The organism is Saccharopolyspora gregorii, from assembly GCF_024734405.1.
Classification (GTDB): domain Bacteria; phylum Actinomycetota; class Actinomycetes; order Mycobacteriales; family Pseudonocardiaceae; genus Saccharopolyspora_C; species Saccharopolyspora_C gregorii.
The window spans coordinates 276,726-303,593 of sequence record NZ_CP059556.1 but is presented as its reverse complement, the minus strand read 5'-3'; the positions used below and the strand labels follow the sequence as shown (position 1 = coordinate 303,593).

General features: G+C 73.1%; 26 protein-coding genes and 1 tRNA gene. 14 read left to right on the top strand and 13 right to left on the bottom strand.

Translation table 11 applies throughout. The features are described 5' to 3' along the window. Positions 1-9 precede the first annotated feature (9 nt). Positions 10-765 carry a Fic family protein gene (locus H1226_RS01415; RefSeq protein WP_258345177.1) on the bottom strand — a complete coding sequence of 252 codons (756 nt, stop codon included), beginning with the start codon at positions 763-765 and terminating at the stop codon, positions 10-12. Positions 766-1,062: 297 nt separating this feature from the next. Here H1226_RS01415 and acs point away from each other — a divergent pair, with 297 nt between their 5' ends. The 3 genes from acs (at position 1,063) to H1226_RS01400 (ending at position 4,973) form a co-directional block, all read left to right on the top strand. After that, on the top strand, positions 1,063-3,042 hold the full coding sequence (gene acs, locus H1226_RS01410; protein ID WP_258345175.1) for an acetate--CoA ligase: 1,980 nt from the start codon (positions 1,063-1,065) through the stop codon (positions 3,040-3,042). A 151-nt stretch (positions 3,043-3,193) separates the two neighbouring features. Then, positions 3,194-4,390 carry a Na+/H+ antiporter NhaA gene (nhaA, locus tag H1226_RS01405; RefSeq protein WP_258345172.1) on the top strand — a complete coding sequence of 399 codons (1,197 nt, stop codon included), beginning with the start codon at positions 3,194-3,196 and terminating at the stop codon, positions 4,388-4,390. A gap of 73 nt (positions 4,391-4,463) precedes the next feature. Next, a complete protein-coding gene (locus H1226_RS01400; protein WP_224957259.1) occupies positions 4,464-4,973 on the top strand; it encodes a phage holin family protein in 510 nt (169 codons plus the stop codon). 75 nt (positions 4,974-5,048) lie between these two features. Here H1226_RS01400 and H1226_RS01395 read toward each other — a convergent pair whose 3' ends face one another. Genes H1226_RS01395 through nth form a run of 4 tightly spaced genes read right to left on the bottom strand, consistent with a single transcriptional unit; the run spans position 5,049 to position 8,359 of the window. Continuing rightward, positions 5,049-6,236 (bottom strand): MarP family serine protease, encoded by a 1,188-nt coding sequence (locus H1226_RS01395; RefSeq protein ID WP_258345169.1) that lies wholly within the window; start codon positions 6,234-6,236, stop codon positions 5,049-5,051. Between the two features lie 49 nt (positions 6,237-6,285). Beyond that, on the bottom strand, positions 6,286-6,981 hold the full coding sequence (locus tag H1226_RS01390; RefSeq protein ID WP_224966654.1) for an NUDIX hydrolase: 696 nt from the start codon (positions 6,979-6,981) through the stop codon (positions 6,286-6,288). Beyond that, entirely contained in the window at positions 6,978-7,625 is a 648-nt protein-coding gene (locus H1226_RS01385) for a TlpA family protein disulfide reductase (RefSeq protein WP_258345166.1), read from the bottom strand. Before H1226_RS01385 ends, H1226_RS01390 begins: the two co-directional genes overlap by 4 nt. After that, a complete protein-coding gene (gene nth / locus H1226_RS01380) occupies positions 7,622-8,359 on the bottom strand; it encodes an endonuclease III (protein WP_258349314.1) in 738 nt (245 codons plus the stop codon). Before nth ends, H1226_RS01385 begins: the two co-directional genes overlap by 4 nt. Positions 8,360-8,683: 324 nt before the next feature. On the opposite strand from nth, the gene H1226_RS01375 reads away from it, so the two are divergent. The 3 genes from H1226_RS01375 (at position 8,684) to H1226_RS01365 (ending at position 11,569) form a co-directional block, all read left to right on the top strand. Beyond that, positions 8,684-8,938: a hypothetical protein gene (locus H1226_RS01375; protein ID WP_029621632.1), complete on the top strand. Its 255-nt coding sequence runs from the start codon at positions 8,684-8,686 to the stop codon at positions 8,936-8,938. A 97-nt stretch (positions 8,939-9,035) separates the two neighbouring features. Continuing rightward, positions 9,036-9,710, top strand: a complete 675-nt coding sequence (locus tag H1226_RS01370; protein ID WP_258345154.1) for a Crp/Fnr family transcriptional regulator — start codon at positions 9,036-9,038, stop codon at positions 9,708-9,710. A gap of 635 nt (positions 9,711-10,345) precedes the next feature. Continuing rightward, positions 10,346-11,569 carry an MFS transporter gene (locus H1226_RS01365; protein WP_258345152.1) on the top strand — a complete coding sequence of 408 codons (1,224 nt, stop codon included), beginning with the start codon at positions 10,346-10,348 and terminating at the stop codon, positions 11,567-11,569. 54 nt (positions 11,570-11,623) lie between these two features. Here the strand turns inward: H1226_RS01365 and H1226_RS01360 are convergent, their stop codons facing one another. Next, a complete protein-coding gene (locus tag H1226_RS01360; protein WP_258345150.1) occupies positions 11,624-12,409 on the bottom strand; it encodes an MBL fold metallo-hydrolase in 786 nt (261 codons plus the stop codon). After that, positions 12,406-13,245 carry an NUDIX hydrolase gene (locus tag H1226_RS01355; protein WP_224957251.1) on the bottom strand — a complete coding sequence of 280 codons (840 nt, stop codon included), beginning with the start codon at positions 13,243-13,245 and terminating at the stop codon, positions 12,406-12,408. Before H1226_RS01355 ends, H1226_RS01360 begins: the two co-directional genes overlap by 4 nt. Positions 13,246-13,381: 136 nt before the next feature. On the opposite strand from H1226_RS01355, the gene H1226_RS01350 reads away from it, so the two are divergent. After that, entirely contained in the window at positions 13,382-14,275 is an 894-nt protein-coding gene (locus H1226_RS01350; RefSeq protein WP_224957249.1) for a Gfo/Idh/MocA family protein, read from the top strand. A gap of 41 nt (positions 14,276-14,316) precedes the next feature. On the opposite strand, the gene H1226_RS01345 is transcribed toward H1226_RS01350, so the two are convergent. The 4 genes from H1226_RS01345 to H1226_RS01330 all read right to left on the bottom strand — a co-directional run bounded on the left by H1226_RS01345 (position 14,317) and on the right by H1226_RS01330 (position 17,276). Continuing rightward, a complete protein-coding gene (locus tag H1226_RS01345) occupies positions 14,317-15,621 on the bottom strand; it encodes a hypothetical protein (protein ID WP_258345142.1) in 1,305 nt (434 codons plus the stop codon). A gap of 35 nt (positions 15,622-15,656) precedes the next feature. Continuing rightward, the gene (locus H1226_RS01340; RefSeq protein WP_224957247.1) at positions 15,657-16,265 is read right to left on the bottom strand and encodes a hypothetical protein; all 609 of its coding nucleotides are present in this window, start codon (positions 16,263-16,265) and stop codon (positions 15,657-15,659) included. Positions 16,266-16,650: 385 nt separating this feature from the next. Next, complete coding sequence (locus H1226_RS01335; protein WP_224957246.1) at positions 16,651-17,109, bottom strand: RidA family protein; 459 nt, start codon at positions 17,107-17,109, stop codon at positions 16,651-16,653. A gap of 2 nt (positions 17,110-17,111) precedes the next feature. Further along, complete coding sequence (locus H1226_RS01330; RefSeq protein WP_224957245.1) at positions 17,112-17,276, bottom strand: DUF4177 domain-containing protein; 165 nt, start codon at positions 17,274-17,276, stop codon at positions 17,112-17,114. A gap of 267 nt (positions 17,277-17,543) precedes the next feature. On the opposite strand from H1226_RS01330, the gene H1226_RS01325 reads away from it, so the two are divergent. Then, a complete protein-coding gene (locus tag H1226_RS01325; RefSeq protein WP_224957244.1) occupies positions 17,544-18,545 on the top strand; it encodes an ArsA-related P-loop ATPase in 1,002 nt (333 codons plus the stop codon). Beyond that, complete coding sequence (locus H1226_RS01320; protein WP_224957243.1) at positions 18,542-19,672, top strand: ArsA family ATPase; 1,131 nt, start codon at positions 18,542-18,544, stop codon at positions 19,670-19,672. Before H1226_RS01325 ends, H1226_RS01320 begins: the two co-directional genes overlap by 4 nt. A 136-nt stretch (positions 19,673-19,808) precedes the next feature. Here the strand turns inward: H1226_RS01320 and H1226_RS01315 are convergent, their stop codons facing one another. Further along, entirely contained in the window at positions 19,809-20,108 is a 300-nt protein-coding gene (locus H1226_RS01315; RefSeq protein ID WP_184483638.1) for a WhiB family transcriptional regulator, read from the bottom strand. 246 nt (positions 20,109-20,354) lie between these two features. On the opposite strand from H1226_RS01315, the gene H1226_RS01310 reads away from it, so the two are divergent. From H1226_RS01310 to H1226_RS01290, 5 genes are all read left to right on the top strand, one after another. Then, positions 20,355-22,784, top strand: coding sequence for a transglycosylase domain-containing protein (locus tag H1226_RS01310; RefSeq protein ID WP_258345137.1), 2,430 nt, complete (start codon positions 20,355-20,357; stop codon positions 22,782-22,784). Between the two features lie 23 nt (positions 22,785-22,807). Next, a complete protein-coding gene (locus tag H1226_RS01305) occupies positions 22,808-23,590 on the top strand; it encodes a siderophore-interacting protein (protein ID WP_258345136.1) in 783 nt (260 codons plus the stop codon). Positions 23,591-23,799: 209 nt separating this feature from the next. Continuing rightward, positions 23,800-24,738 carry a metallophosphoesterase gene (locus H1226_RS01300; protein WP_258349313.1) on the top strand — a complete coding sequence of 313 codons (939 nt, stop codon included), beginning with the start codon at positions 23,800-23,802 and terminating at the stop codon, positions 24,736-24,738. Between the two features lie 49 nt (positions 24,739-24,787). Further along, a tRNA-Pro gene (locus tag H1226_RS01295) sits at positions 24,788-24,861 on the top strand. 438 nt (positions 24,862-25,299) lie between these two features. Continuing rightward, on the top strand, positions 25,300-25,530 hold the full coding sequence (locus H1226_RS01290) for a hypothetical protein (protein WP_258345135.1): 231 nt from the start codon (positions 25,300-25,302) through the stop codon (positions 25,528-25,530). A 249-nt stretch (positions 25,531-25,779) separates the two neighbouring features. On the opposite strand, the gene H1226_RS01285 is transcribed toward H1226_RS01290, so the two are convergent. Further along, entirely contained in the window at positions 25,780-26,787 is a 1,008-nt protein-coding gene (locus tag H1226_RS01285) for a hypothetical protein (protein WP_258345134.1), read from the bottom strand. Positions 26,788-26,868: the final 81 nt, after the last annotated feature.

Genomic DNA, 26,868 nt, shown 5'->3' with positions numbered 1-26,868 from the left:
GTGCGGTGCTCACGACTGGACGGCGTCGGCGATGGACTTCGCTTCCCGCGCACCGGTCTCCAGCGCGGTGCAGCAGTGCACGATCCACTTCGCCACGCCGTCGGGTTCGCCGGTGGCGAACGTTGCTGCGGCGTCCAGGTACTCGGCCCGGCGGCGGAAGTAGGCGACCTCCGGCACGACGAGGCCCTTCGGGTCGAGGCCGCTGCCGATCACGCTGAGCCGGGCGGCGGCCCGCGCCACGATGCCGTCGACCTCGCCGAACGGGGCGAGGGCGAGCAGTTCGCCGTGCACCACGGCGGCCTGCACCGGCCCGGGCACCAGGTTCTGCGAGCGGCCGCCCGCGTCGGCGACGACCTGGGCGAGCAGGTCCAGCCGCCCCGAGACGGCCGGGTCCTCGCGGGGCCTGCCGAGCCGATCCGGGTCGCCGGGCAGGTCCGCGGCGGCGAGCACGTGCAGCCGGGCCAGGGCCTGCAGCGGGGCGCGCTGCCAGGTCGGCAGCAGCGGCCCCAGCGCTTCGGCGACGCGCAGCGCACCCGCCAGCAGCGGGTCGCTCACCTCGCCGCTGTCCGGGATCTCGGTGGCCCCGCCGGCGACGGCGGCCGAGGCGCGGGCGGCGCGCACCGAGGCTTCGGCGCTGGTCGCGGGCCAGCCGCGGCGGTTCGCCGGGTGCCGGTGGATCTCGTCGATCGCGGTCCGCGCGGCGGCGACCGCGTCGGTGACACCGGGCAGCTCCAGCAGCGGGAGCAACGACTCTTGGGCACTCACGCCGCTGGACGCTACCCGGCGGGTGCGGCGGCCCCGCCTGGACCCGTTCCCACCTGCGCAGGTCCCGGCACCGGAGGCGGCCGCGCACCTCCCGCCCCTGGTCACTCGACCGTGTGTGGGCAACTCGATTGCAACGTTCGGGGCTCCAGCCTGCTCCGCAGGTGCCGAGCCCGGAACACGGACGTCACCGGCAGGATTGGTCGCACCAAAGCGAGAACCTCTGTCGGAGTGAGCCGCGTCGCACTACGGTCTAGATGACATCGAAGGTCACCCCGCAGCGCAGGGAGGTTCCCCGCAATGAGCCAGCCCGACGGGCCGAGCAACACCTTGGACAACCTGCTCACGGAGAGCAGGACCTTCCCGCCGACGGCCGAGTTCGCGGCCGCGGCCAACGCCACGTCGGACTCGTACGACAGGGCAGCCGCCGACCGGGAGGGCTTCTGGGCGGAGCAGGCCGACCAGCTCGACTGGGCCCGCAAGTGGGGCCAGGTCCTCGACTGGTCCGGCGCCCCGTTCGCGAAGTGGTTCGTCGGCGGCGAGCTGAACGTGGCCCACAACTGCGTGGACCGGCACGTCGAGGCGGGCAACGGCGACCGGGTCGCGATCCACTGGGAGGGCGAACCCGGCGACAGCCGCACCATCACCTACGCCGAGCTGCAGCGCGAGGTCAGCCGCACCGCGAACGCGCTCGCCTCGCTGGGCGTCGGCGCCGGTGACCGGGTCGCGATCTACCTGCCGATGCTGCCGGAAGCCGTGTTCTCGATGCTCGCCTGCGCGCGCCTCGGCGCGCTGCACAGCGTCGTGTTCGGCGGCTTCTCCGCGGAGGCGCTGCGCGCCCGGATCAACGATGCCGAGGCGAAGGTCGTCATCACCTGCGACGGCCAGTACCGGCGCGGCAAGGCCGCCCCGCTCAAGGCCAACGTGGACGAAGCGGTGCAGCACACGCCCAGCGTCGAGCACGTCCTGGTCGTCAAGCGCACCGCCACCGAGGTCGCGTGGAACGAGCGGGACAAGTGGTGGCACGACGTGGTCGAGCCGCAGTCCGACCAGCACACCCCGGAGGCGTTCGACTCCGAGCACCCGCTGTTCATCCTCTACACCTCCGGCACCACCGGGAGCCCGAAGGGCATCCTGCACACCTCCGGCGGCTACCTCACCCAGGCCGCCTACACGCACCGCACCGTCTTCGACCTGAAGCCCGGGTCGGACGTGTACTGGTGCACCGCCGACATCGGCTGGGTCACCGGGCACACGTACATCGTGTACGGACCGCTGGCCAACGGCGCCACGCAGGTGATCTACGAGGGGACGCCGAACAGCCCGCACGAGGGCAGGCACTGGGAGATCGTGCAGAAATACGGCGTGACGCTGTACTACACGGCGCCCACCACGATCCGCACCTTCATGAAGTGGGGCGCGGAGATCCCCGCCCAGTACGACCTGTCCACGCTGCGGGTGCTCGGCTCGGTCGGCGAACCGATCAACCCCGAGGCCTGGATGTGGTACCGGGAGAACATCGGCGGCGGGAAGACCCCGATCGTCGACACCTGGTGGCAGACCGAGACCGGCGCGATCATGATCTCGCCGCTGCCCGGGGTGACCGCCACCAAACCCGGTTCGGCGCAGGTCCCGCTCCCCGGCATCTCCGCGAAGGTCGTCGACGAGACCGGCGAGGACGTCGGCCCCGGCGGCGGCGGGCTGCTGGTGCTGGACAAGCCGTGGCCGTCGATGCTGCGCGGCATCTGGGGCGACGACCAGCGGTTCAAGGACACCTACTGGTCGAAGTTCGCCGACCTCGGCTACTACTTCGCCGGCGACGGCGCCAAGTACGACGACGACGGCGACATCTGGCTGCTGGGCCGGGTGGACGACGTCATGAACGTCTCGGGCCATCGGATCTCCACCACCGAGGTCGAGTCGGCGCTGGTCTCGCACCCGACGGTCGCCGAGGCCGCGGTCGTCGGCGCCAGCGACCCGACCACCGGGCAGGGCATCGTCGCGTTCGTCATCCTGCGCGGCAACGCCGCCGACGAGGCGGGAGGCGACGCGGCGCTGAAGACGCTGCGCGACCACGTCTCGCACGAGATCGGCCCGATCGCGAAGCCGCGGCAGATCATGGTCGTGCAGGAGCTGCCGAAGACCCGCTCCGGCAAGATCATGCGCCGGCTGCTGCGGGACGTGGCGGAGAACCGCGAGGTCGGCGATGTGTCGACGTTGGCGGACTCCTCGGTCATGGACCTCATCTCGAAGGGCATCCGCAAGTCCTCCGACGAGTGAGCGAACTCCGCTCGCGGGCCCGGTCCTCCCGGTGGGGGCCGGGCCCGCTCGCGTTCCGGTGCGCGCCCGAGCGGCTGCTAGGGTCGTCGGCAGGTGTGCCGGGAAGTCTGGTCGGCGACGCATCAGCACGTCCGCCACCAGGAGGCCTCCGATGACCGAACCCGCCCCGGCCCGCGGGACCGCCGCCCTCGCCCGCTACCTGCGGACCGAGACCGTCGGGGGCGTGGTGCTGCTGGTCGCCACCGCGCTCGCGCTGCTCGCGGCGAACTCGCCGCTCGGCGGGCTGTACGCGGGAGTGCGGGACTTCGCGGTCGGGCCCGCCGCGCTGCACCTGGACCTCACCGTCGGCGAGTGGGTCAAGGACGGGCTGCTCGCGGTCTTCTTCTTCGTCGCCGGGCTGGAGCTCAAGCGGGAGCTCGTCGTCGGGGAGCTGGCCGACCGCCGGACGGCGGCACTGCCGGTGCTGGCGGCGTTCGGCGGCATGGTGGTGCCCGCGATCATCGCGTTCGCCGTCGGCCACGGGGCGCCCGGCGCGGGCCAGGCCTGGGCGATCCCGGTGGCCACCGACATCGCGTTCGCGCTCGGGGTGCTGTCGCTGGCCGGTTCCGGGATCCCGGCCGCGGCGCGGGTCTTCCTGCTCAGCCTGGCCGTCGTCGACGACCTGGGCGCGATCATCGTGATCGCCGTGCTGTTCACCGCGGGGCTGAGCCCGCTGCCGCTGCTCGCGGCGGTCCTGCTCGGCGCCGCCTACTGGTTCGCGCAGCACAGGCGGATCACCACGCCGTGGCTGTACGTCCCGCTGGCGGTCGCCACCTGGCTCGCGGTCCACGGCAGCGGCATCCACGCCACCATCGCGGGCGTCGCGCTCGGGCTGCTCACCAGGGTGCGGGCCGATCCCGGCGAGGACGCCGCGCCGTCGGTCCGGCTGGAACACCGGCTGCAACCCTGGTCGGCGGGACTGGTGGTGCCGGTGTTCGCGTTCTTCGCCGCCGGGGTGCCGGTGAACGGGGCGGCGCTGGGCGCGGTGTTCCACGACCGGATCTCGATCGCCGTGATGGCCGGGTTGTTCTTCGGCAAGTTCATCGGGATCTTCGGCACGTCCTACCTGGCGGTGCGGCTCGGGATCGGCGCGCGGCCGGGCGGGGTGACCTGGCGGGACATCTCGGCGCTCGCCGTGCTCGGCGGGGTCGGGTTCACCGTCAGCCTGCTCATCGCCGAGCTGTCGCTGACCGGGGACGCGGCGGAACGCGCCAAGACGGCGGTGCTGATCGCGTCCGCGCTCGCCGCGCTGATCGCCGCCGCGCTGCTGCTGCGGCGCGGACGGCGCACCGCCCGTGAGCTGAACTGATCGGTCTCGGTAGATCACCCGCCGGTAACGCCCCGGGAGTCTCACTCGGTCGGGCACCAGGCGGCGTGGCACGATGGCGGGCGTGAACAGCGCCCAGAAGAACCAGCAAGGCAGCAGCGACGGAGCCTGGTCAGCCGTCACATCCCTACCGCTGTCCGAAGAGGGCACTGGCGCGGGCGGCGAGCAGTCCATCGGTTCCCTCGTGCGCGACGCGACCACGCACCTGTCGACGCTGGTCCGCTCCGAGATCGAACTCGCCAAGGCCGAAGTCACCGGTGAGGTGAAGAAGGGCGTCAAGGGCAGCGTCTACTTCGTCCTCGCGCTGGCCGTGCTCGGCTTCAGCATGTTCTTCCTCTTCTTCACCCTCGCCGAAGGGTTGCACGCGCTCGGGATCTGGCGCTGGGCCTCCTTCGGCATCGTGTTCCTGCTGATGCTGGTCGTCGCCGGACTGTTCGGACTGCTCGGTTACCTGCGGGTGCGCAAGATCCGAGCGCCGAAGCGCACCATCGCGACGCTCAAGGACACCAAGCAGCTCGCTCGCCGACGCGGCCAGGACGACGCCGCGCACGCCATCGAGAGCTAGTACCGGACCGGTCCCGGAGGCCAGGCGCCCGAACGCGGGCACCTGGCCTCCGCGCGTTCCGGGTCCGGCGAGGAGTCAGCCGCCGGTGCACTCGCCGGTCGAGACCGGCGTGGTGAGCGCCGAGGACTCGGCGACCTCGTCGGCCACCTCGTCGGCGGTGAGCGCGAACCCGGTCTCCGGGTCGTCCACGGCGGCGCCGAACACCACGCCCACCACGTCCCCGTCCGGGGCGACCAGCGGGCCGCCGGAGTTCCCGCTCTGCACCTTCCCGCGCACCGTGTACACGTCCCGCACCACGGTGTTCGCGTCGTAGATGTCCGGGCCGCGCAGGTTGATCCGCTGCCGCAGCCTGCCCGCCGACGCCGTGTACGGGCCGTCCAGCGGGTAGCCGAGCGCGACGACGCTGCCGCCGGGCGGCACCTCGGAGCGGTCCAGCGGCATCGCGTCCGCGTCCAGGTCCGGCACCGCCAGCACCGCCAGGTCCGTCGCCGGGTCGAACATCACCACGTCCGCGGCGAACTCGCCGCGGCCCACCTCGATCGCCACCCGGTCCGTGCCCGCGACCACGTGCGCGTTCGTCATCACCCGGTGCGGGGCGACCACGAATCCGGAGCCCTCCAGCGCCCGCGCGCAGGACGCGGCGCGGCCGCGCACCTTCACCACGCTGGTCTGCGCGTTGCGGACCACGTCGCTGGAGGCCAGCTCCTGGTCCGGCGGGTCGATCGCGGCCACCGGGGTCTTCGAGAACGGTTCCAGCGCGTCCGGGAAGCCGCTCACCCCGAGCATCCGGCGCAGCTCGTCCGGCAACGACTTCACCGCGGTCGGCATCATCGAGTCGACCTGGCTCAGCACCTGCGAGCGGGTGATCGCCGACGCGAGCCCCGGCATCGCCGAGGCCGAGGTGAACGGGAGCGCCACCAGCCAGGCCACCACGAACACCGCCACGCACTGCAGCACCGCGCCGAGCACGTTGTCCACGCCGGTCAGCTTCGACGAGGTGATCCGGTCCCGCAGCTCCCGGCCCGCCCACATGCCGAACGTCTCGCCGAACGCCACCAGCAGCACCACGATGCCCACGCCGAACCCGATCCGGGCCGGCTGGCTGTCCAGCCGCTCCAACAGCAGCGGCGCCACCCGCAGGCCCACGACGGCGCCGACGAACACGCCGAGGAACGAGAACAGCGCGGTGACCAGGCCGTTGCGCGCGCCGGACACGGCGGCCAGCAGCGCCAGCGCCACCACCAGCAGATCGACCCAGTTCACCGAACACCCTTCCGCCGCGTCACGTCCCCTGCCGGTGCGCAGGCCACCGTCAGCCGCCGAAACCGACGTCCGCGGCGGACTCCGCGGCCCGCCACGCCTCGTCCAGGTCCAGCTCCGGGGCATCGTCCCAGCCGGCGGACCAGCCGCCGAGTTCCAGCACCCCGGCCAGCAGCACCCCGGTGAACCCCCACACCAGCATCCCCGGCACCACGAACGCCGGACCGGCGCGCCCGTCGCGCAGCCGCACCCGGAGCCGGTTCGCCGGGTCCACCAGCCACGACAGCGGGACCCGGGCCACCGCACGAGTCTCCCCGAGGTCGACCGCGGCCACCGGGGACGGATCCCGCCAGTGCGCCAGCACCGGAGTCACCCGGAAACCGCTGTGCGCCACGTGCAGCTCCGGCAGCACGGCCAGCGGCCGGATGCCCGCGGGGTGCGCGCCGACCTCCTCCTGCGCTTCGCGCAGCGCCGCGGCCACCGGGCCCGCGTCGGACGGGTCGATCGAGCCGCCGGGGAACGCGACCTGCCCGGGGTGCGAGCTGAGCCCGTCCGCGCGGCGCAGCAGCAGCACGTCCGGCCCGTCCGCGTCCTCGCCGAACAGGATCAGGACCGCGGCCGGGCGGGCGCTGCGCGGCGGGCGCAGCCGCGGCCAGCCGAAGTGGCCCTGGTCCACGTCCGCGCTGCGCCGCACCAGCGGGGCGAGCCACTCCGGTGCGGCCGAGCCGTCGACCACCGGGTCCGTCACGATCGACCTCCCAAGGTGCGGCGGACCGCGGCGTCCACCGCGTCCGCGGAGCGGAACACCTCCGGCGGATCGATGCGCCGGACCTCTCCCGATTCGGTGATCACGAAGCTGGCGGGCAGCACGTTCGGCACCCGCAGCGCGGCGCGCAGCGCGCCGTCCGGGTCGTGCACCGCCGGGAAGCGCACCCCCAGCGAGCGCAGCAGCGCCAGGCCGTCCGCCTCGTCGCTGCGCACCTGCACGCCCAGCACCGGGATCGAGCCGGGGCGGGCGGAGTACTCCTGCAGCGCGGGGAGCTCGGTGCGGCACGGGGCGCACCAGGTCGCCCACACGTTGACCAGCGCCGGGCGTCCGGCCAGCGCGGCGCCGACGTCCACCGGGCGGCCGTCGGCCAAGCAGGTCCCGGTCGCCCCGGCCAGCTCGGCGGGGCCGCCGGCCCGCGGCTCGGGGCAGGGGTCGAGGCCCGCGCGCAGCGCCGGGTCGACCGGGGCGGCCTGCGGCCGCTGCTCCGGGGCGTCCGCGGTCGGCGTCCCGCCGCCGGAACCACCCGGCCACAGCGCGACCACGGCGAGCCCGGCCAGCACCAGCACCACGACCGTCCACCGGATCTCGCTGCGGAACTCGCGGACGTACCGCCAGCGGCTCACGCGTCCGGCTCCTTCGCCGCCGCCTTCTCGATGGTCGCGTCGTCCAGTTCGCCGGAGATCCCGGCGAGCTCCAGCAGCCGCGGCGCCTCCGGCCCGCGCACCAGCTTCGCCGCCCCGGCCGGGTCCTCCGGGCCCGCGCCGAACGACGGGCAGTCCTTCGCCAGCAGGCACGCGCCGCACGCGGGCTTGCGCGCGTGGCACACGCGGCGCCCGTGGAAGATCACGTAGTGCGAGAGCATCGTCCACTCCTTGCGGGGGATCAGCTCGCCGATCGCGTGCTCCACCTTGACCGGGTCCTCCTCCACCGTCCAGCCCCAGCGCCGCACCAGCCGGCCGAAGTGGGTGTCGACGGTGATGCCGGGAACGTCGAAGGCGTTGCCGAGGATGACGTTGGCGGTCTTGCGCCCGATCCCGGGCAGCTTCACCAGGTCGTCGAGCCGCGCGGGCACCTCGCCGCCGTGCCGTTCCACCAGCGCCGCGCCCAGCCCCAGCAAGGAGTTCGCCTTGTTCCGGTAGAAGCCGGTGGAGCGGATCAGCTCCTCCAGCTCGGTCCGGTCGGCGCCGGCGTAGTCCGCGGCCGCCGGGTAGCGGGCGAACAGCGCGGGCGTCACCTGGTTGACCCGCTTGTCGGTGCACTGCGCGGACAGGATCGTCGCGACCGCGAGCTGCAGCGGGTCGGCGAAGTCGAGCTCGCAGTGCGCGTCCGGGTAGCCCTCGGCGAGCTCCCGCACCATCCGCCGCGCCCGCCGGACGAGCCCGGTGCGGGTCTCCGTCCCGGCGCTCGCCGCGCTGCGGCGCGGTCGGCGCGCCGGTGCTCCCCCGGCTCGGGAACGACCGGAACCGGAGGTCACGGCGCCCGCGGTCGTCGACCGGGTGGGCGCCGATCGGGCCGCGGCGGGCCGATGGGAGGATGATCGACCAGGCTGTGACCTGTCGTGGGCTGGCTCCGGCACCCCACCAGACTACGGACCACGACGACACCCGAACCCGACCCCGTCGACGGGCAACCGACCCCCGGTTGCGTCCGTCTCGAAGGCATGAGCGAGGATTCAAGCATCATGACTGCCTGGTTCGTTATCGTCGTACCGCTAGTGATCATGTTCTTCACGTTGTTCATGGAGCGCGTGGAGGCACGGCTGCGGCACGTCGCGGTGCAGGAGAACGAGGTCGAAGAGCTGCTGGAGAACGCTCGGCCCGATGAGGTCCGGGCGCTGTTCCGGCAGGGAATCGGGCGTGCGCTGGAGCTGTTCCAGCTACGCAGGGTGGGACGCGCCGGCAAGCTGCGAACTCGCCGTTCCCGCGACCAGTCTTAAACTCAACTGGTAGTGATCGGCGGCACAGTACGGTGACCGCGGAACGACGCGGGCACCGCTTCGAACGAGCCGCCGCGTCTCAACATGGAGGGACGAGGTGGACGAGACCCTTTCCCGCGCCGGAATCTTCCAGGGCGTGGAACCGGCCGCGGCGGAGGCGCTGACCCAGTCGCTGGAACCGTCTGAGTTCCCGCGCGGACACGTGATCTTCGCCGAGGGCGAGCCGGGCGACCGGCTCTACATCATCCAATCCGGCAAGGTCAAGCTCGGGCGCAAGTCGCCCGACGGGCGCGAGAACCTGCTGGCGATCATGGGGCCGTCGGACATGTTCGGCGAGCTGTCCATCTTCGACCCGGGCCCGCGCACCTCGACCGCCACCACGGTGACCGAGGTGCGGGCGCTGACCATGGACCGCGGTGCGCTGCGGCAGTGGATCGGCACCCGCCCGGAGATCGCCGAGCAGCTGCTGCGGGTCGTCGCGCGCAGGCTGCGCCGGACCAACGGCATGCTCGCCGACCTGATCTTCACCGACGTGCCCGGTCGCGTGGCCAAGGCGCTGCTGCAGCTCGCGCAGCGCTTCGGCAGCCAGGAAGCCGGTCTGCTGCGGGTCACCCACGACCTCACGCAGGAGGAGATCGCGCAGTACGTCGGCGCCTCGCGGGAGACCGTGAACAAGGCGCTCGCCGACTTCGCCCACCGCGGCTGGCTGCGGCTGGAGGGCAAGAGCGTGCTGATCCTCGACCCGGAGCGGCTGGCTCGCCGCGCGCGCTGAGCCACCACCGGCCGCGTCGCCCAACGCGCGTCGGCTGACGGGTCCGCCTTTCGCTCGGACCCCTCAGTCGGCGCGCGTTTTCGCACGTCCGAGCCCCCCGCTCCGAGCACGCTCGGGGACGGCGGGTCCAGCACCCGGCCGCGGACACGCCGAGTCACCAGCCATGTAGGGGACGTTGTGCCCGGTTTCCTCCCCGGAACCGGAGGGCACACTGGTGTCAGAGCCCGGGACATCTGCTCGGAAAGAATTCGCCGAGCCGTGCAACCCGGACCGAGAACTCAACGTCTTACCTAATGGAGGCCCTTCACGACGCGCGGAGCGCGCGGGTGCTGGGCAGCCGACGGGGAACTCCTCCGGTGCCGGATTCGGGGCCGACCATCGGAGGTTCGAGGAGCGTGGTTGGTCGGGGGACGGGCCGCGCGAGCGAAAGGGCTGGAGCGTCGCGTCGGGGGCGACGCCCCAGCCCTTTCGCACGTCCGGTCCCGGTCGCGCGGCGCCTGGCCGGGCTCGGCCGCCCCGTTGCGGCCCGGTCAGCCCGAGAAGCGCGGACGGCCGGGTCGCGGCTCGTTCCGGGCGACGGAGAACACCCGGAAAACGACTGGTACCGGCGTACCAGGACGCGGATACTGGTACGCGTGTCCCATTCGATCACCTTGGCCGACTACCGCGCCGCGCTGCGCACGCCCGGAGCCACCGCACCCGTCCTGACCTCCCTGCTGGGCCGCCTGCCGATCGCGATGATCGGCCTGGCACTGCTGCTGTACGTGCAGAAGGTGACCGGCAGCTTCGCCACCGCCGGGCTCGTCTCGGCCGCCGAGCTCGTCGGCGTGGCGTGCGGCTCGGTCGTGCAGAGCAGGGTGATCGACCGGATCGGACCCACCCGGCCGATGGTCGTGATGTCCGCGGCGCTCGCGGTGTTCGTCGCCGCCGAGATCACCGCCATCGAATCCGGGGCACCGGTCGTGGTGCTCACCGCGCTCGGCTTCCTGCTGGGCGCGAGCCAGCCGACCGTGGCCCCCGCCTCCCGGGCGCTGTGGGCGCAGCTGCTGCCCGCCGGGCCGGCGCGGGACGCGGCCTACTCGTACGAGGCGATCAGCATGGAGGTCTTCTTCATCCTCGGCCCCGGCCTGGCCGGGCTGCTGGTCGCGCTGCCGTGGGCCGGTGCCGGAGTCGTCGCGGGCAGCGCCTGCATGATCGTCGGCAGCATCGGCTTCGCCTCGACGCGCGCCGCCCGCCGGTTGCGGCCGCAGGACGACTCCCGCACCTCGGGCGGGATGCTCGGGGCGCTGCGCGCGCCCGGGATGCGCACGGTGGCGCTGGCCGCGCTCGGCTTCGGCTGCCTCATCGGCTTCGTGGAGGTCGGCGTGCCCGCCTCCGCGGTCGCGGCCGGGGCGCCGAACGCGGGCGGGCTGCTGCTGAGCGCGCTGTCGGTGACCTCCGTGGTGTTCGGCGTGCTGTACGGGATGCGGCCGTGGCCGCGGCCGATGCACCTGCGGCTGCCCGCGCTGCTGCTCGGCTTCGCCGGTCTCGTCGCGCTGCTGGCGCTGCCCGGGACGTTGTGGGGGCTGTGCCTGGCGCTGCTGCTCGCCGGGTGCCTGATCACCCCGCAGTCCACGGCGCACTCGGTGGCGCTGGACCTGGCCGCGCCGGCCGGGACCGAGACGGAGGCGTTCGGCTGGGTCGTGACGGCGGTGACGCTCGGTGCGGCGGCCGGCCAGTCGATCAGCGGCCGGATCGTGGAGAGCGCCGGGCCGCCCGCCGCGTTCCTGCTCGCCGGGGTGGTCGGCGTCGTGCTGGCCGCGGGCCTGTGGGTGCGGCGCGGCACGCTGCTCCCGGTCCGCGAACCCGCCCTGGTCTGACGCGCGGGGCCTCGCTGATCGCGCCCCCGCCCCGTCAGCGGCGCGGGGCCGCGGTCAGCGTTCGCCGTGTTCCGCCAGGTAGGTCAGCTGGGCGGCGACGCTCCACGCGGCCGCTTCCCGCACCTCCGGCGGCACGTCGGCGTAGACGACCGCCACCACCTCGGCGGCGGTGACCTGCGGGCCGCGGGCGCGGACCACCGCGCGGATCTGGTCGAGCCGCTGCTCGCGGTGCGCCAGGTAGCCGTTCGCCACCTCGACCGCGTCGGGCAGGTCCGGGCCGTGGCCGGGCAGCGCGGGCAGTCCGGCGGGCAACGCCGCCAACGCCCGCAGCGAGGCCAAGTAGGAGCCCAGGTGCCCGTCCGGGTGCGCGACGACGGTGGTGCCGCGCCCCAGGATGGTGTCCCCGGTCAGCACCGCCTCCTGCCCGTCGCGCTCCGCGCGGAAGCACACCGAGTCGCGGGTGTGGCCGGGCGTGGCGAGCACGGTCAGCCGCACCCCGGAGGCCTCGACGACCTCGCCGTCGGCCAGCGGGGCCGCGCCCGTGCACAGCTGCGGGTCCAGCGCCCGCACCGGCGCCCCGGCGCGCTCCGCGAGCTCCGCCGCGGACTCGGTGTGGTCGAAATGGTGGTGCGTGAGCAGGACCAGCGACACCGGACCCTGCGCCAGGATCCGCTCCAGGTGCTCGTCCCCGGGGCCCGGGTCGACCACCACCCGGTCCGGCCCGGAGCCGAGCAGCCAGGTGTTGGTGCCGTCCAAGGTCATCGGCCCCGGGTTCGCGGCCAGCAGCACCGACGCGAACGGCGTCACCTGCCGCAGCAGGCCGTAGGAGGGGTGGGTCATCGGCCCTCCTCCTCGCCGCGGTAGCCGGGATCGCCGGGCAGCACCACGCGCCACGCGCCGTCCCGGTGTTCCAGCTGCGGGAGCACCTTGCCGAGCGGGCGCTGCACGTCCAGGGCCGCGGCGACGCTGCCGCAGGCTCCGACCTCGGACAACGTCACCCAGGTCGGCGGGAGCAGGCCGCAGCGCTGCTGCCGCCAGTCCTCCAGGGCGTCCTCCGGCGTGCTCCAGTACGCGCGGGAGGCTTCCGAGGTGACGCCGTCGGCGCGCTGCCCCTCCGGCATCGCGGCGAGGAAGAAGCGGGTGTCGTACCGGCGCGGCTCCTCCTCCGGGGTCACCCAGTTCGCCCACGGCCGCAGCAGGTCGGCGCGCAGCACCAGGCCCGCGTCGGCGAGGAACCCGGCCAGCGACAGCTCGCGGGACTCCAGCTTCGGCCGCGCGTCCGCGTACGGACGGGTGTCGTCGACGACCGAGTCCGCGTCGGGACCGGCCAGCAGCACACCGGATTCCTCGAAGGTCTCGCGGACCGCGGCGCACACCAGCGCCCGCGCGGTGTCCTCGGAGCACTCGAAGCGCTCGGCCCACCACCGCGGCGGCGGTCCGCTCCAGGTCACCGAGGCGTCGGCGTCCCTGCGGTCCACGCCGCCGCCGGGGAACACGGTCATGCCACCGGCGAACGGCATGCCCTCGACGCGGCGCTGCAGGAACACCTCCGGCCCGCGGTCGCCGTCGCGCAGCAGCACGACGGTGGCGGCGTCCTTCGGCGTCGCGGGCGGATCGGGCCGTTCGGGCAGGACGAATCCGTCGGGCAGCGTCAGGTCCTCCGGCAAACGCACCATGCCGGTCACCTTAAGCGGAGACGCGCGCCCGATCACCCCTGTGATCAAGATCAACAAAGGCGGTTTCCCCTGCCACCGGGCCACTTCTCCGGCCCCGAGGTCTGCGCGATGATCCGGACACGGGGACGATGACCGCATGAGCGGAGCACTTCGGGTCGGCATCGTCGGAGCGGGACCGTGGGCGAGGCGCGTGCACGCCCCCGGTGTGCACGCGCACCCCGGGATGCGGCTGGCCGCGGTGTGGTCGCGGCGCCCGGACACCGCGAAAGCGCTCGCCTACCACTACGACGCGGACGTCGCCGACGACTACGAGGCGCTGCTGGACGCCGTGGACGCCGTCGCGTTCGCCGTTCCCCCCGCGGTGCAGGGGGAACTGGCCGTGCAGGCCGCCCGCGAGGGCAAGCACCTCGTGCTGGAGAAACCGCTCGCCGGGGACGTGCCGTCCGCGGAGGCCGTGGCGGCGGCGGTGCGGCAGAGCGGCGTCGCGGCGCTGCTGGTGCTGACCCGCCGGTTCGCCCCCGAGGTCCGCGACTGGCTCACCGGGCTCGGGCACCTCGGCGGCTGGACGGGCGGTTCCGCGCAGTGGATCGCGGGAGGGCTGCTTTCCGGGGACTACGCGGCCACGCCGTGGCGGCAGGAGACCACCGGGGCGCTGCTGGACGCGGGACCGCACGCGCTGGACCTGCTGGACGCCGCGCTCGGCCGGATCACCCGGGTGCACCACGCGCGCCGGGACGAGTCGGACATGTGGCAGCTGGTGCTGGAGCACGCCAGCGGCGCCAGCAGCACCCTCACCCTGTCGCTGCGGGTGCCGGTGCAACCCGCGCTCGTCGAGTTCACCCTCTACGGCAGCAACGGGAAGTCGCAGCTCACCGGCAGGCGCACCGCGGCGCACGAGTGCTACGCGCAGCTGCTGGACGAGTTCCTGGCGATGATCCGGTCCGGCCGCACGGCGCACCCGTGCGACGTGCGGCGCGGGCTGCACCTGCAACGCGTGCTGGACGGCGTGCAGCGCGCGGCCGAGCTCTGAACCCGGCCCGGTGCGCCCGCGTCGCGGACGCACCGGGCCGGTCAGCGCGGGTTGTCGATGGGCGGGAACCCACCGGTCGCCGAGCCCGGCATCGTGGAGTTCCACGAGTCCTGGCCCTGCGCAGCACCGGACTTGTTGCCGACCGGCTGCGCCTGCTGCTCGCCGGAGGACGCGGGACCCCCGCGGTCCTGCTCGCGCTGGGCGAGCTCCTCGTGCAGCTTGCGCAGCAGGTTCCGCTCCCGGTCGGTGAGCTTGGCGTCGACCGCGGCGGGGACGCGGGTGTTCTTCCCACCGCCCTGCTGCTGCGGCTGCTCCTGCTGCCGGGCCGGGTCCTGCTGGAGGTCCTCCGGGTTCACCGGGCGCTGGCGCAGCGTCTGCTCCGCGGCGACGGGCGCTTCCTCGCGGTTCGGGCGGGGCTGTTCCGCGACCGGTTCCGGGCGGGGCTGCTGCCGAGCAGGCGGCTTCTCCTCGCGGGCGGATTCCGGGCGCACCTGCTCGCGGACCGGTTCGGGCCGCGGCGGTTCCGGGCGGACGGGTTCGGGACGTGCCTGGTCGTGGCGTGCCGAGTCGTGGGAGGCGGTCTCAGGAACCGGGGCCTCGGCGCGTCTTCCCGGCCCCGCGGCTGGCTCACCCGGGAGATCTGCTCCACCGCCGGCCTTGCTGCCCGCGGTGGCGCGCGGTGCCCGCGCGTGGTTGGCCGCACCGTTCGGGATCGCGACCTGGGCGGCCAGGTCGAGGTGCACCCGGCGGGCCGTGGCCAGCGCGTTGCGGTGGTACGGCGGCAGGTCCATGCCGCTGGTGAACACGTCCACCGAGCAGCCCACGCCGGCGCGCCGCAGCGCCTCCAGCAGCTGGTACCCGGCAGCGGTCACCGAGCCGTCCGCGCCGACCTCGGCGAGCAGCACCCGCCGCGGCACCGCGCCGTAGGTGACGCCCGCGGGAGTGGTGCGCCAGGTGCACCACAGGGCCCGCACGCCGTGCAGGCGACCCGCGATCGGGGCCAGCGCGTCGACCAGATCGTGGTCGGTGCGGTCCTGGTCGGGGTTCTCGCTGAACCGGTGCCCTTCGTCCTGCACCGCTTCCACCACGTGCAACCGGTCCGCGGGCGCGTGCGGCGAGCCTGCCTCGTCCAGCGAGCGGCGCAGGTGGTACTGCTCCGTCGAGGTCACCGGGATCCGGCCCGCCAGCAGGCAGCCGATCAGGAACTCGGCGGCCGCGTCGAGCTGCCCGATGCCGAGCATCTCGCGAACCGAGTTGACGGCGTCGTCGTCCACCCGGCCGGTCAGGGCCAGCAGGAGGTTGTGCAGGCGTTCCACCGGCCCCGCACCCTCAGCGACGTCCACCACGAATGCCTCCTTCTACGGCGCCTGCACCGGCACCGTCAGCCACGATGTCCCACGAGTTCGTCGGCGCCCGAGCACACCAGCGCCGACTCGGCGAGCGCGGCGCGGTGGTAGGCGGTCGGTTCCACCTCGGGCGGCAGCACCTCGACGCACGGCTCGGAGTCCCCGAGCGCGCGCAGGATGCGTTGCAGTTCGCTGGTGAGCTCGACGGGGTCCGCGGAACCGGTCACCAGGATGATCCGCTTGGGCCGCGTTCCCGGCAGGTGCCGCCAGGAGCTGCGGGTTTCGCGCACGCCCTGCCTGCCGCGCAGCGTGGCGCCGAGGACCAGCACCGCCGGGTCGCCCTTGTCGTCCACGTGGGACTCGGCGCGGAAGTTGTAGCGGTCCGGATCCGCGCCGGGGAGCACGGCGTGCACCACGGACGGGTCGGCACCCAGCGGCAGCAGGGCTTCGGCGAGCCTGCGGTGGTCGGCGTCGGACAGCGCGACGCGTTCCCGCAGCAGCGTCGCGGGCAGTGAGCGCGCGAGGACGTCGGCCGCCCCGCCCGCCAGCCAGTCCCGGTAGCGCCAGAGGTGCCGGTCCGGCAGCCTCCCGGCAAGTCGAAGCAGCAGCTCGTGGCACAAGAGGTCCGTTTCGCGCACCGCCACGTCGCCCCCTCCCAGCTCGTTCGCTCGTCACCCGGTGCGAGCGACCCCCGCACCCCTCATGCCGAGAGCACTCGATCGGGGTGCACTCTCTCGCGCGGAGTAGCGGAGGAGCAAGCTCGATCGATCACTCGCCGGTGGTCATACCGCCGTTCGGGTGAGGGCTTGCTGATCACCCGAAGTAGCGACGCCCGAAGCGTACTGGTTGGTAGACGGGGAGCGGGCCGTACCTGGCGAGAAACGGTCCCGCCGCCGGTCGCGACGCGGTCCGGCGCCCGGACCGAGATCACCCCGCACCGGCCCGGAACGCGGAAGAGGGGCCGCGGCACCGCGACCCCTCCACGACCGACTCCCGCCCGCGGACACAGCCGCGCGGCGGAACCGGCGCTCACGCCACTTCGACGATCATCTCCACCTCGACCGGAGCTCCCACCGGGAGCTCGGCGACGCCGACCGCGGACCGGGCGTGGCTGCCCGCCTCCCCGAAGATCTCGCCGATCAGCTCCGAAGCGCCGTTGATCACCGCGGGCTGGCCGGTGAAGCCCTCCGCGGACGCCACGAAACCGACGACCTTCACGACCCGCACGATCGAGTCCAGCCCGACCAGCGCGTCCACCGCGGCCAGCGCGTTCAGCGCGCAGGTGCGGGCGTGCGCCTTCGCGGACTCCGGGTCCACCTCGGCGCCGACCTTGCCCACCGCCGCCAGCTCGCCCCCGGCGAACGGGAGCTGCCCGGAGGTGAACACCTGCGACCCGCTGCGCACCGCGGGCACGTAGGCCGCGACCGGGGTCGCGACCGCGGGCAGCTCGATGCCCAGCTCGGCCAGCCGCTGCTTCCAGGCGCCCACGATCAGGACTCCTTCGGGCGCTTCAGGTAAGCGACGTGCTGCTCACCGGTCGGACCGGGCAGGACGGAAACGAGCTCCCAGCCGTCCTCACCCCACTGGTCCAGGATCTGCTTGGTCGCGTGGGTCAACAGCGGCACGGTCGCGTACTCCCATTTGGTCATGGTCACCAGCGTAGAGACGACCGGGTGCGAGGGCGCCGCTGCCCCGCGCGCGCTCACCCGGGTGAGCGCGTCCGCGTCATGCCCGGCCCGCCACCGCGTCCCACCTCCGGAACGCGCCCACCGGCGGGCGGAACTACTCAGGCCGGCGGACCCCGGCCGCCGCGGCACCTGAGCACCACGCGTCCGCGCCTACGCAGAACTACCGATGTGCGACCTGGAGATGGCTGCTACGTGCGGGAGACAGCGACCCCGGACCCCACCTACGCTGATCGTGTGACCGGATGGAACGCCGAACTCAACGACGCTCGGCTGCACATCGTCAGCGGCAAGGGCGGCACCGGGAAGACCACGGTCGCCGCCGCGCTGGCGCTGGCGCTGGCGACCGGGGGCCGCCGCGTGCTGCTGGTCGAGGTCGAGGGCAGGCAGGGCATCGCGCAGCTCTTCGACACCGCGCCGCTGCCCTACGCCGAGGAGACGATCGCCGCCGCCCCCGGCGGAGGTGAGCTGCGGGCGCTGGCCATCGACGCCGAACCGGCGCTGCTCGAATACCTGTCGATGTTCTACAACCTCGGCTTCGCCGGGCGCACGCTGAAGCGGATGGGCGCCATCGAGTTCGCCACCACGCTCGCCCCCGGTCTCCGGGACGTGCTGTTCACCGGCAAGGTCAAGGAGTGCGTCGGGCGCACCGACGAGCACGGCCGCCACGTCTACGACGCGGTGGTGCTGGACGCGCCGCCGACCGGGCGGGTCGTGAAGTTCCTGGACGTCACCCGCGCCATGGCCGACCTGGCGAAGGTCGGGCCCATCCGCGGCCAGAGCGAGGGCGTGGTGCGGCTGCTGCACTCCGGCGACACCGCGGTGCACCTGGTGACCCTGCTGGAGGACCTGCCGGTGCGGGAGACCCTGGAGGCCGTCGCCGAGCTGGACGCGGCCGAGCTGCGCCCCGGCGCGGTGCTGCTGAACCGGGTGCGGCCCGGGCACCTGCCCGCGCGCTCGGTGGCCGCCGCCGCGGCAGGCCGGGTCGACGCCGACCGGTTGCGCACCGGACTCGAAGCGGCCGGGGTGACCGCGGACGCCGAGCTGCTGGACGCGCTCACCGAGGAGACCGTGGAGCACGCGGTGCGCTCCCGGGCCGAGCAGGAGGCCGAGGAGCGGCTCGCGGCCGCCGACCTGCCGAGCGTGCGGCTGCCCGAGCTGACCGCCGGGATCGACGTGGCCGAGCTCTACGAGCTCGCCGAGATCCTCACCGAGCACGGCGTCGGGAGGTCGCGATGACGAGGCCCGCAGCGCTCGACGTCGACGGGCTGCTCGACGATCCGGCGAACCGCGTCGTGGTCTGCTGCGGCTCCGGCGGCGTCGGCAAGACCACCACGGCCGCCGCGCTGGCGGTGCGCGCCGCTGAGCGGGGCCGCAAGACCGTGGTGCTCACCATCGACCCGGCGCGGCGGCTCGCGCAGGCGCTGGGCATGCGGGAGCTGGACAACCAGCCGCGGCAGGTGGTGCTCGACGACTTCGAGCCCACCGGCGACCTGAACGCGATGATGCTGGACATGCGGCGCACCTTCGACGACATGGTGCTCGCGCACGCGGGCGAGGAGCGGTCCAGGCAGATCCTGGAGAACCCCTTCTACCAGACGATCTCCACGTCGTTCTCCGGCACGCAGGAGTACATGGCGATGGAGAAGCTCGGCCAGCTGGCCGCCTCCGGCGAGTGGGACCTGATCGTCGTGGACACGCCGCCGAGCCGGTCCGCGCTGGACTTCCTGGACGCGCCGCAACGGCTGTCCACGGTGCTCGACGGCCGGTTGATCAAGCTGCTGTCCTCGCCGGCGAAGGCGAGCGGCAAGGGCCTGCGGAAGATCGTCGGCGCCGGGTTCGGGATGTTCTCGAAGGCCGTGTCCACGGTGATCGGCGGCCAGCTGCTGGCCGACGCCTCCGCGTTCGTGCAAGCCTTCGACTCGACGTTCGGCGGGTTCCGGGAGCGCGCCGACCACACCTACCGGCTGCTGCGCTCCCCCGGCACGTCCTTCGTGGTGATCGCCGCGCCGGAGCCGGACGCGCTGCGCGAGGCGTCGTTCTTCGTGGAGCGGCTCACCGCCGAGGGCATGCCGCTGGCCGGGCTGGTCGCCAACCGCACCCATCCGGTGTTCGCGGAGCTGACGGGCAGCCGCGCGCTGTCGGCCGCCGAGCAGCTGGACGCCGCCGGAACCTCCCCGCTGACCGCGGCGGTGCTGCGGGTGCACGCCGACCGGGTCGCGGTGGCCGACCGGGAGCGGCGGATGCTCGCCCGGTTCACCCGCGCGCACCCGGAGGTGGCGCTGGTGGGCGTGCCCGCGCTTCCCGCGGACGTGCACGATCTGGACGGCTTGCGGGAGATCGGCCGGCGACTCGCGGCGGAATAATCCAAATATTCCTGGCAGCAAAAATGCGCAATCCGGTGATCACAATCCGTCGGATCGCCATTGCGCTGAACGAGTGAACGGGTTTCCGGGCGGCCCGAAAAAACGAGCCGCCCGGACCGTGATCACGACGGGCTAATCAGCCCACCTGGTACTCGTCGATGTCGGCGTAGTCGTCCCGAGCGGCTTCCAGAAGCTCCCGCCAGTTGCGGACTTCCGGACGGCGGCGCAACAGCGCGCGCCGCTCCCGCTCGGTCATTCCACCCCACACGCCGAACTCGATCTTGTTGTCGAGCGCCTCTCCGAGGCACTCCGTCCGCACCGGGCAGCCGAAGCAGATCATTCGCGCTTTGCGCTGCTCAGCTCCCCTGACGAACAACTGGTCCGGATTCTCATCCCGGCATGCTGCCTGAACCCGCCAGTCCCCCTGCTCGAACATAAGGCTCCCCCAGCTCCTCACTGGATCGTCGGCGACCGAATTTTGTCCGGAGCCCCCCGGCACCGGATGCCGCGGCGCATGGTGCGCCGTAACGATGCTGTCGCTGGACGTGGACGAACTTTAGAGCCCCTCGGTTCCACAACCAAACAAGGGTTGTCGCTCCGTTATCTTTGACCCTCATCACATCGGGCGGAACCGCCTGACACCGGCGTGTTGATGTCGGTAAAACCACTTAGTCTTGCCGTCGTGCGTGTCCGGGACAGCTTGCTGAAGCTCTTCGGCCTGTGTGTGCTCGCCGGAGTTCTCGTCGCCGGGATGCTCTTCCCGGCCGCCGGGGCTCTCGGAGTGGTGTCCAACCGCGCGGGTGACGCGGTGAACAACCTCTCCTCCGAGCTGATGACGCAGGACCCTCCGCTCGTGACCACGGTCACCGACCGGGCCGGGGTGCCGATCGCCTACCTCTTCGACCAGAACCGGACGCCCGCGGCGCCCGACCAGATCTCCGACCAGATGAAGGCGGCGATCACCTCGATCGAAGACCGCCGCTTCTTCGAGCACGAGGGCGTCGACTGGGCGGGCACGGTGCGCGCGGCCGTCACCAACCAGATGTCCGGCGAGATCGCCCAGGGCGGGTCCACGCTCACCCAGCAGTACGTGAAGAACTACCAGGTGCACGTGGTCGCCGCCGACGACCCGGTCAAGCAGGCCAAGGCCGTCGAGCAGACCCCGGCGCGCAAGCTGCGGGAGATCCGCATCGCGCTGCAGCTGGAGAAGCGGCTGGGCAAGCAGGAGATCCTCGCCCGCTACCTGAACGTGGTGCCGTTCGGGAACCAGACCTACGGGGTCGCCGCCGCCGCCCGCACCTACTTCAACACCACCCCGGACGAGCTGGACGTGCCGCAGTCCGCGCTGCTGGCGGGCATCGTGAACAGCCCCAGCGCGCTGAACCCGGCGACGAACCCGGACGAGGCCACGCTGCGGCGCAACATCGTCATCGACTCCATGCAGGCGCAGCACCGGATCGACCGGCGCACCGCCGACGCCGCCCGCGCCGCGCCGCTCGGGCTCGTCTCGCCGCTGAACACGCTGCCGAACAACTGCGTGGGCGCCGGGCCCGCCGACGGCTTCTTCTGCAAGTACGTCATCGACTACCTGCAGAACGCCGGGTTCGCCGAGCAGGACCTGCGCACCGGCGGCTACACGATCCGCACCACCCTCGACCAGAAGGCCACCGACGCCGCGAAGCAGGCCGCCGAGAAGCACGTGCCGCGCGACACCAAGGGCATCGCGAACGTGATGGCCGTCGTCGAACCCGGCAAGGACAAGCACGAGGTGCGGGCGCTGGTCGCCAACCGCGACTTCGGCAACGACGCCGAACGCGGCCAGACCTCGTACCCGCTGCCCAGCGGCGTCGCGAAGTTCGGCGCCGGATCGGTCTACAAGGTGTTCACCGCCGCGGCCGCGCTGGAGAAGGGGATGGGGATCCAGAACACCATCCAGGCGCCCGGCCACTACACCTCCACCGTGTACCGCAACGGGTCGGCGCCCTACACCGTCGGCAACGCCGAAGGCGTCAACCCGGGGCCGCGGACCTTGCAGAAGGCGCTCGCGACCTCGCCGAACACCGCCTTCGTCGCACTGCAGGAACGGGTGGGGCTGGACCAGACGGTGGACATGGCGACCCGCCTCGGGATGCGGCAGACGCTGCTGCACTCGAACTTCCAGGGCGACCCGCTCGCCCCGAACGGCGCCAACGGGCCGTCGATGGCCGACGTGGTCAAGGAGAAGAAGATCGGGGCGTTCACGCTCGGTTTCGGGCCCACCAGCCCGCTGGAGCTGGCGAACGTCTCGGCGACCCTGATGAGCGGCGGCACCTGGTGCCCGCCGACGCCGGTCGACCAGATCATCGACCGCAACGGGAACCCGATCTCGATCACCGAGGACCCGTGCGAGCAAGCCGTGGACGAGGGCCTCGCGAACGCGATGGCCGTCGGCATGAGCCAGGACGACCAGGCCGGCGGCACCGCGTACGGCGCCGCGAATAGCGCGGGCTGGTCGCGGCCGATCGCGGGCAAGACGGGAACCACCGAAGCCCACCAGTCCGCCGGGTTCATCGGCGCCACCCCGCAGTTCGCCGGCTCGGTGCTCACCTTCTCCGACGGCACCAACCCGCAGGGCATCTGCGACAGCACACCGCCGACGCTGTGCGGGGCCAACGGCGGCAACATCTACGGCGGCAAGGTCCCGGCGCGGACCTGGTTCGAAGCCATGACGAAGATCCACGAGGGCCTGCCCACGATGGAGCTCCCCGAGGTGACCGACCGCTACGAGAACGGCGGCGACGAGTTCCAGGTGCCCAACGTCGTCGGCATCAGCGCCGAGCGGGCCAAGCGCACCCTGGAGAAGGCCGGTTACGAGGTCGAGCAGCGCTCGGTCAACAGCGAACGCCGCAAGGGCTCGGTCACCAGCCAGACGCCGCGCGGCTTCGCGCTGCCCGGCGAGACGGTGACCCTGTCGGTGAGCACCGGGTACGTGCCGCCGCCGTCCACCGCGCCGAAACCCCCGCCACCGCCACCGCCACCGCCACCCGCGCCGGGCGAACCGGGACGGCCGCCGGGCGAGCAGCAGCCGGATCCGCCGTTCGTGCCGATCCCGCCGGGCATCTTCCCGCCCTGACCGGCTCCCTACACTCGGCTGCTGTGACGAACACGCAGGCGAGCACGCGGCGGGTGCGGTCCCGGTACCGGCTGCTGCGGGTGGACGAGGTCGAGCGGATCACGCCGCGGATGGTGCGGGTCGTGCTCGGCGGCGACGAGCTCGCCGACTTCGACAGCACCGGCAGCGACCAGCGGATCAAGCTCTGCCTGCCGCGGCCCGGGCAGCCGATGCCGCTGGGCCGCGACCGCGCCGAGGTCTTCGCGCTGCCGCGGGAGCAGCAGCCGAAGCAGCGCACGTACACGGTGCGCTGGTTCGACGCGGCGCGGCGGCGGCTCGCGATCGACCTGGTGGTGCACGACCACGACGGCCCGGGCTCGACCTGGGCCCGCGACGTGGAGAGCGGGTCGCAGGTCGTCGCCGTCGGCCCGAGCCCCTCCTACCGGCCGGACCCGGCCGCGGACCGGCTCGTGCTGGCCGGCGACGAGACGGCGCTGCCCGCGATGCTGGCGATGGTCGAGGAACTGGACGAGCGGGCCCGGGTCCGGGTGTTCGCCGAGGTCGCCGACGCGGCCGAGCGCCAGGAGGTGCGCACCGGGGCGGACGTGGAGTGGACCTGGCTGCACCGGGACGGGGCCCCCGCCGGGCGGAGCTCGGTGCTCGCGGACGCGGTGCGGGCGGCGGATCTCGGGCCGCGGCCGGACGTCTGGGTGGGCGCCGAAGCCGAGGCCGTGCACGTCATCCGGGAGCACTGCCAGCAGGAGCTCGGCCTGGACCGGCGCCGGGTGTACGCCCTCGCCTACTGGCGCTACGCCACCGCCGCCTGATCGCCTGCCGTCCGACTCCTGCCGCGAGGTGGGGCGGGTGGTCGGCCCGGGTACGCGCTCGCTGCTCAGCGGCTTCGCCGCCGACGGGGAACGACAGGGGGCCGCTGCTGTTCAGGGTGCCTGGGGTGGTGATCGGGCGGAGCCCTCCCGAGCGTCGCGGGTCCGCCACCGGTCGTAGGCTGGGCGACGTGAACAAGCTCGGTCGGATCATGCTCGCCGGCGGCGCACTGGGTGCCGCGACCTTCGGCTACGCCGCAGGTGTCGAACGAACGCACTGGACGCTGCGCCGCGCCACCGTGCCGGTGCTCGCGGAAGGCGCGCCGGAACTGCGCATCCTGCACATCTCCGACCTGCACATGATGCCGAACCAGCGGTCCAAGCAGCGCTGGGTCGCCGCCCTCGACGAACTCGCCCCCGACCTCGTGGTCAACACCGGCGACAACCTCGCCCACCCGCAGGCGGTGCCCGCGGCGCTGCGCGCGATGGGGTCGCTGCTGGACCGGCCCGGGGTGTTCGTGTTCGGCAGCAACGACTACTACGGGCCGAAGCCGAAGAACCCGGCGCGCTACCTGCTGCCCTCGGCGAAGACGAAGCGCATCCACGGCGATCCGCTGCCGTGGCGGGACCTGCGCGCGGCGATGACCGAACGCGGCTGGACGGACGTCACGCACCGCTGGCACGACGTGGAGATCTCCGGGATCCGGATCCACGTGGCCGGGCTGGACGACCCGCACCTGAAGCGGGACAAGTACTCGAAGATCGCGGGCGACCCGCCGCAGGAGGCGCAGCTGCGGCTGGGCCTGACGCACTCGCCGGAACCGCGGGTGCTGGACGCCTTCGCCGACGACGGGTACGACCTGGTGCTGGCCGGGCACACCCACGGCGGGCAGCTGCGCGTTCCCGGCTACGGCCCGATCGTGACGAACTGCGAGCTGGACCGGGCACGGGCCCGCGGCGCTTCCACGTGGGGCGACATGCACCTGCACGTGTCGGCGGGGCTGGGCACCTCCCCGTACGCGCCGGTGCGGTTCGCCTGCCCGCCGGAGGCGACGCTGTTGACGCTGGTCCCGCGCTCGCAGGGCGCCGCGCCGAAGGCCTCCGGACTGTTCGGGAACCCCCCTTCCGGGGCCCGCGCGAACATCCGCTAGACTTTGCTCAGCGGCGGACGAGCACCCGAGATGTTCGCCGTTGAGTGATCGGGGTGTGGCGCAGCTTGGGAGCGCGCTTCGTTCGGGTCGAAGAGGTCGTGGGTTCAAATCCCGCCACCCCGACAGGTAGAGGGCCTGGTCAGGACTCCAGCAGGAGTTCCGGCCAGGCCCTTTTCTCGTGCTGGGACCACTGCCGGGCGATCCCGGCGAGGCCCCACGGGCCTGCGGTGCTGCCGCCCACCGGCTGTTCGGCGTGGCCCGCGCTCGGCGCAGGCGGGCGCCGAGTCGACGCTCGCCGACTCCCCCAGGCCGCACCCGCGGTATCCGGCGGACGACGGCCCGCGGCAGCACCGCACATTCCACGGCACTTCCGGCATATCGCCCGGAAAAGGACGCGACCGCTGAACTGGACTACGCTTTCATCCGCTCCCGTTTCCGCCCACGGGGACGCCGAGGATTTTCCCTCCACTGCGGAATCGACTCGGTCATCAACCGTTCCGGTGTTCTCGCGCCCGTAGCATCACTCGCTCGCAACTGAAGTCGATCCACGAGGTAGTTTTCATGCGTTTTCGCAAGAGCATCTGCGCACTCGTCCTCTGCGCCGCCGGTGCCGGTACCGCCGCGCTCGGCGCAGGTACGGCGCTCGCGGACGTCGACAAGGAATTCGGCCCGTACGACAGCATGGAGAAGTGCGGTAAAGCCGGAGAGGACCACCGCGGCGACGAAGGAATCGTCGGTTACCAGTGCGAGGAGAGGTCCGACGGCTTCTACTTGGTCGCTACTTACCGGTGACGACATTTCAAGCGTGACACCGGTGCTCGCCCACTTCGCGACGCCCATCCGCGCATTCGCGGAGCGGAACGGTCCCGGGTAACGGGACCCCGCGTCCCAGCGGTGCGCCGCGCCTTTCGGAGATGCGCGACGGTGACCACCGGCGTGCTCGAACCGACCACGGACGGGCTGGCCGGGTGCTCCCCGTAGCGGGGAGCACCCGGCCGGCCGTTCTCGCGTCGGAGGCCGGTTCGCGGTGCCGCCGGTCGATCAGGCGCAGGTCCAGCGGACCGGCTTCGACGGACCCTTGAGCATCCCCGCGGTTCCGGTGAGCGCCGTCCCGTCCGGGCTGATCGAACGCGGGGCGACCTGCCAGCCGTTCATCCCGGGCAGCGGGGTCCGCTGCTCGCCGTCGACCAGCACGCCGTCCTGACCGGAGCCGGCGGGCGCGGCGAGCACGCCGCGGTCGTTGATCGCGCCCGAGCCCGCGATGGTGCCGGGCAGCGACTCGGCCGCCCCCGTGTCCAGGTTCCAGCGGATCGCGCCGTCGGGGCCGTCGCCGAACACCCACGACCCGCTGATCCCGGTCGCCTCCAGGTGCGCGTTCGGCGCGACGCCCGCGGGCCGCGGGAGCGGGGCGCCGGTGCCGTCCGGCCGCCAGACGTAGCCGTCGGTCGGGGCGTCGGGGGTGTCGCCGTCGACGGTGCCGACCACCGTGCCGTCCGCCGCGACGTCGGTGGCGATGCCGCGCGGCCCGACCAGGTCGACGGGCTGGTCGGAGCCCGGCTTCCACACGACCGGGAGCTCCCCGGCCGCATCGGTGCGGAATCCGGCGATCACGCCGGAATCGTTGATGCCGCGCGGCGTCACGTGCCCGGGCAGCACGTGGACCTCGCCGTCGCGCAGCACGTAGGGCCGCCGTTCGCCGTACTCGTCGAAGATCCCACCGACCGCGACCCCGGCGGAGTTCACGTCGGTCAGCGCATCGGGCAGGTCGGCGGGGAGGTCCACGATCTCGCCGTCCCGCCACACCACGCCGACCTCGGTCTGCACCGGGTCGTGGCCCACGGCCCGGCCGACGGCGGTCCGCCCGTCCGCGCTGGCGCCCGCTACCCCGCCCTCGGTGGTGCCGGGCGGCAGCGGGAGTTCGCGGATCTCGCAGGCCGCGGGCGCGGCCGGTCCGGCGGCGGCCACCGCGGGGGCGGTCACCACGACCGATCCGGCGAGCGCACCACCCAGCCCGACGAGGCCGATCAGGGTCCTTGTTCCGAGTTCCACCCACAGCTCCCTCGCGTTGTTCCTCGACTCCGGGTGACGCGCGGCGGCGGTGCGGGGTTGCCCGGTTCCGGTGATCCGCCT

Excerpts from the sequence above, each read along its gene's own strand:
- H1226_RS01315 (WP_184483638.1), bottom strand. The coding sequence starts at position 20,108 with ATGTTCGAGCAGGGGGACTGGCGGGTTCAGGCAGCATGCCGGGATGAG.
- acs (WP_258345175.1), top strand. The coding sequence starts at position 1,063 with ATGAGCCAGCCCGACGGGCCGAGCAACACCTTGGACAACCTGCTCACG.
- H1226_RS01355 (WP_224957251.1), bottom strand. The coding sequence starts at position 13,245 with ATGGTGCGTTTGCCGGAGGACCTGACGCTGCCCGACGGATTCGTCCTG.
- H1226_RS01300 (WP_258349313.1), top strand. The coding sequence starts at position 23,800 with ATGCTCGCCGGCGGCGCACTGGGTGCCGCGACCTTCGGCTACGCCGCA.
- H1226_RS01375 (WP_029621632.1), top strand. The coding sequence starts at position 8,684 with ATGACTGCCTGGTTCGTTATCGTCGTACCGCTAGTGATCATGTTCTTC.
- H1226_RS01350 (WP_224957249.1), top strand. The coding sequence starts at position 13,382 with ATGAGCGGAGCACTTCGGGTCGGCATCGTCGGAGCGGGACCGTGGGCG.
- H1226_RS01400 (WP_224957259.1), top strand. The coding sequence starts at position 4,464 with ATGGCGGGCGTGAACAGCGCCCAGAAGAACCAGCAAGGCAGCAGCGAC.
- H1226_RS01290 (WP_258345135.1), top strand. The coding sequence starts at position 25,300 with ATGCGTTTTCGCAAGAGCATCTGCGCACTCGTCCTCTGCGCCGCCGGT.
- H1226_RS01320 (WP_224957243.1), top strand. The coding sequence starts at position 18,542 with ATGACGAGGCCCGCAGCGCTCGACGTCGACGGGCTGCTCGACGATCCG.
- nhaA (WP_258345172.1), top strand. The coding sequence starts at position 3,194 with ATGACCGAACCCGCCCCGGCCCGCGGGACCGCCGCCCTCGCCCGCTAC.
- nth (WP_258349314.1), bottom strand. The coding sequence starts at position 8,359 with ATGGTGCGGGAGCTCGCCGAGGGCTACCCGGACGCGCACTGCGAGCTC.
- H1226_RS01360 (WP_258345150.1), bottom strand. The coding sequence starts at position 12,409 with ATGACCCACCCCTCCTACGGCCTGCTGCGGCAGGTGACGCCGTTCGCG.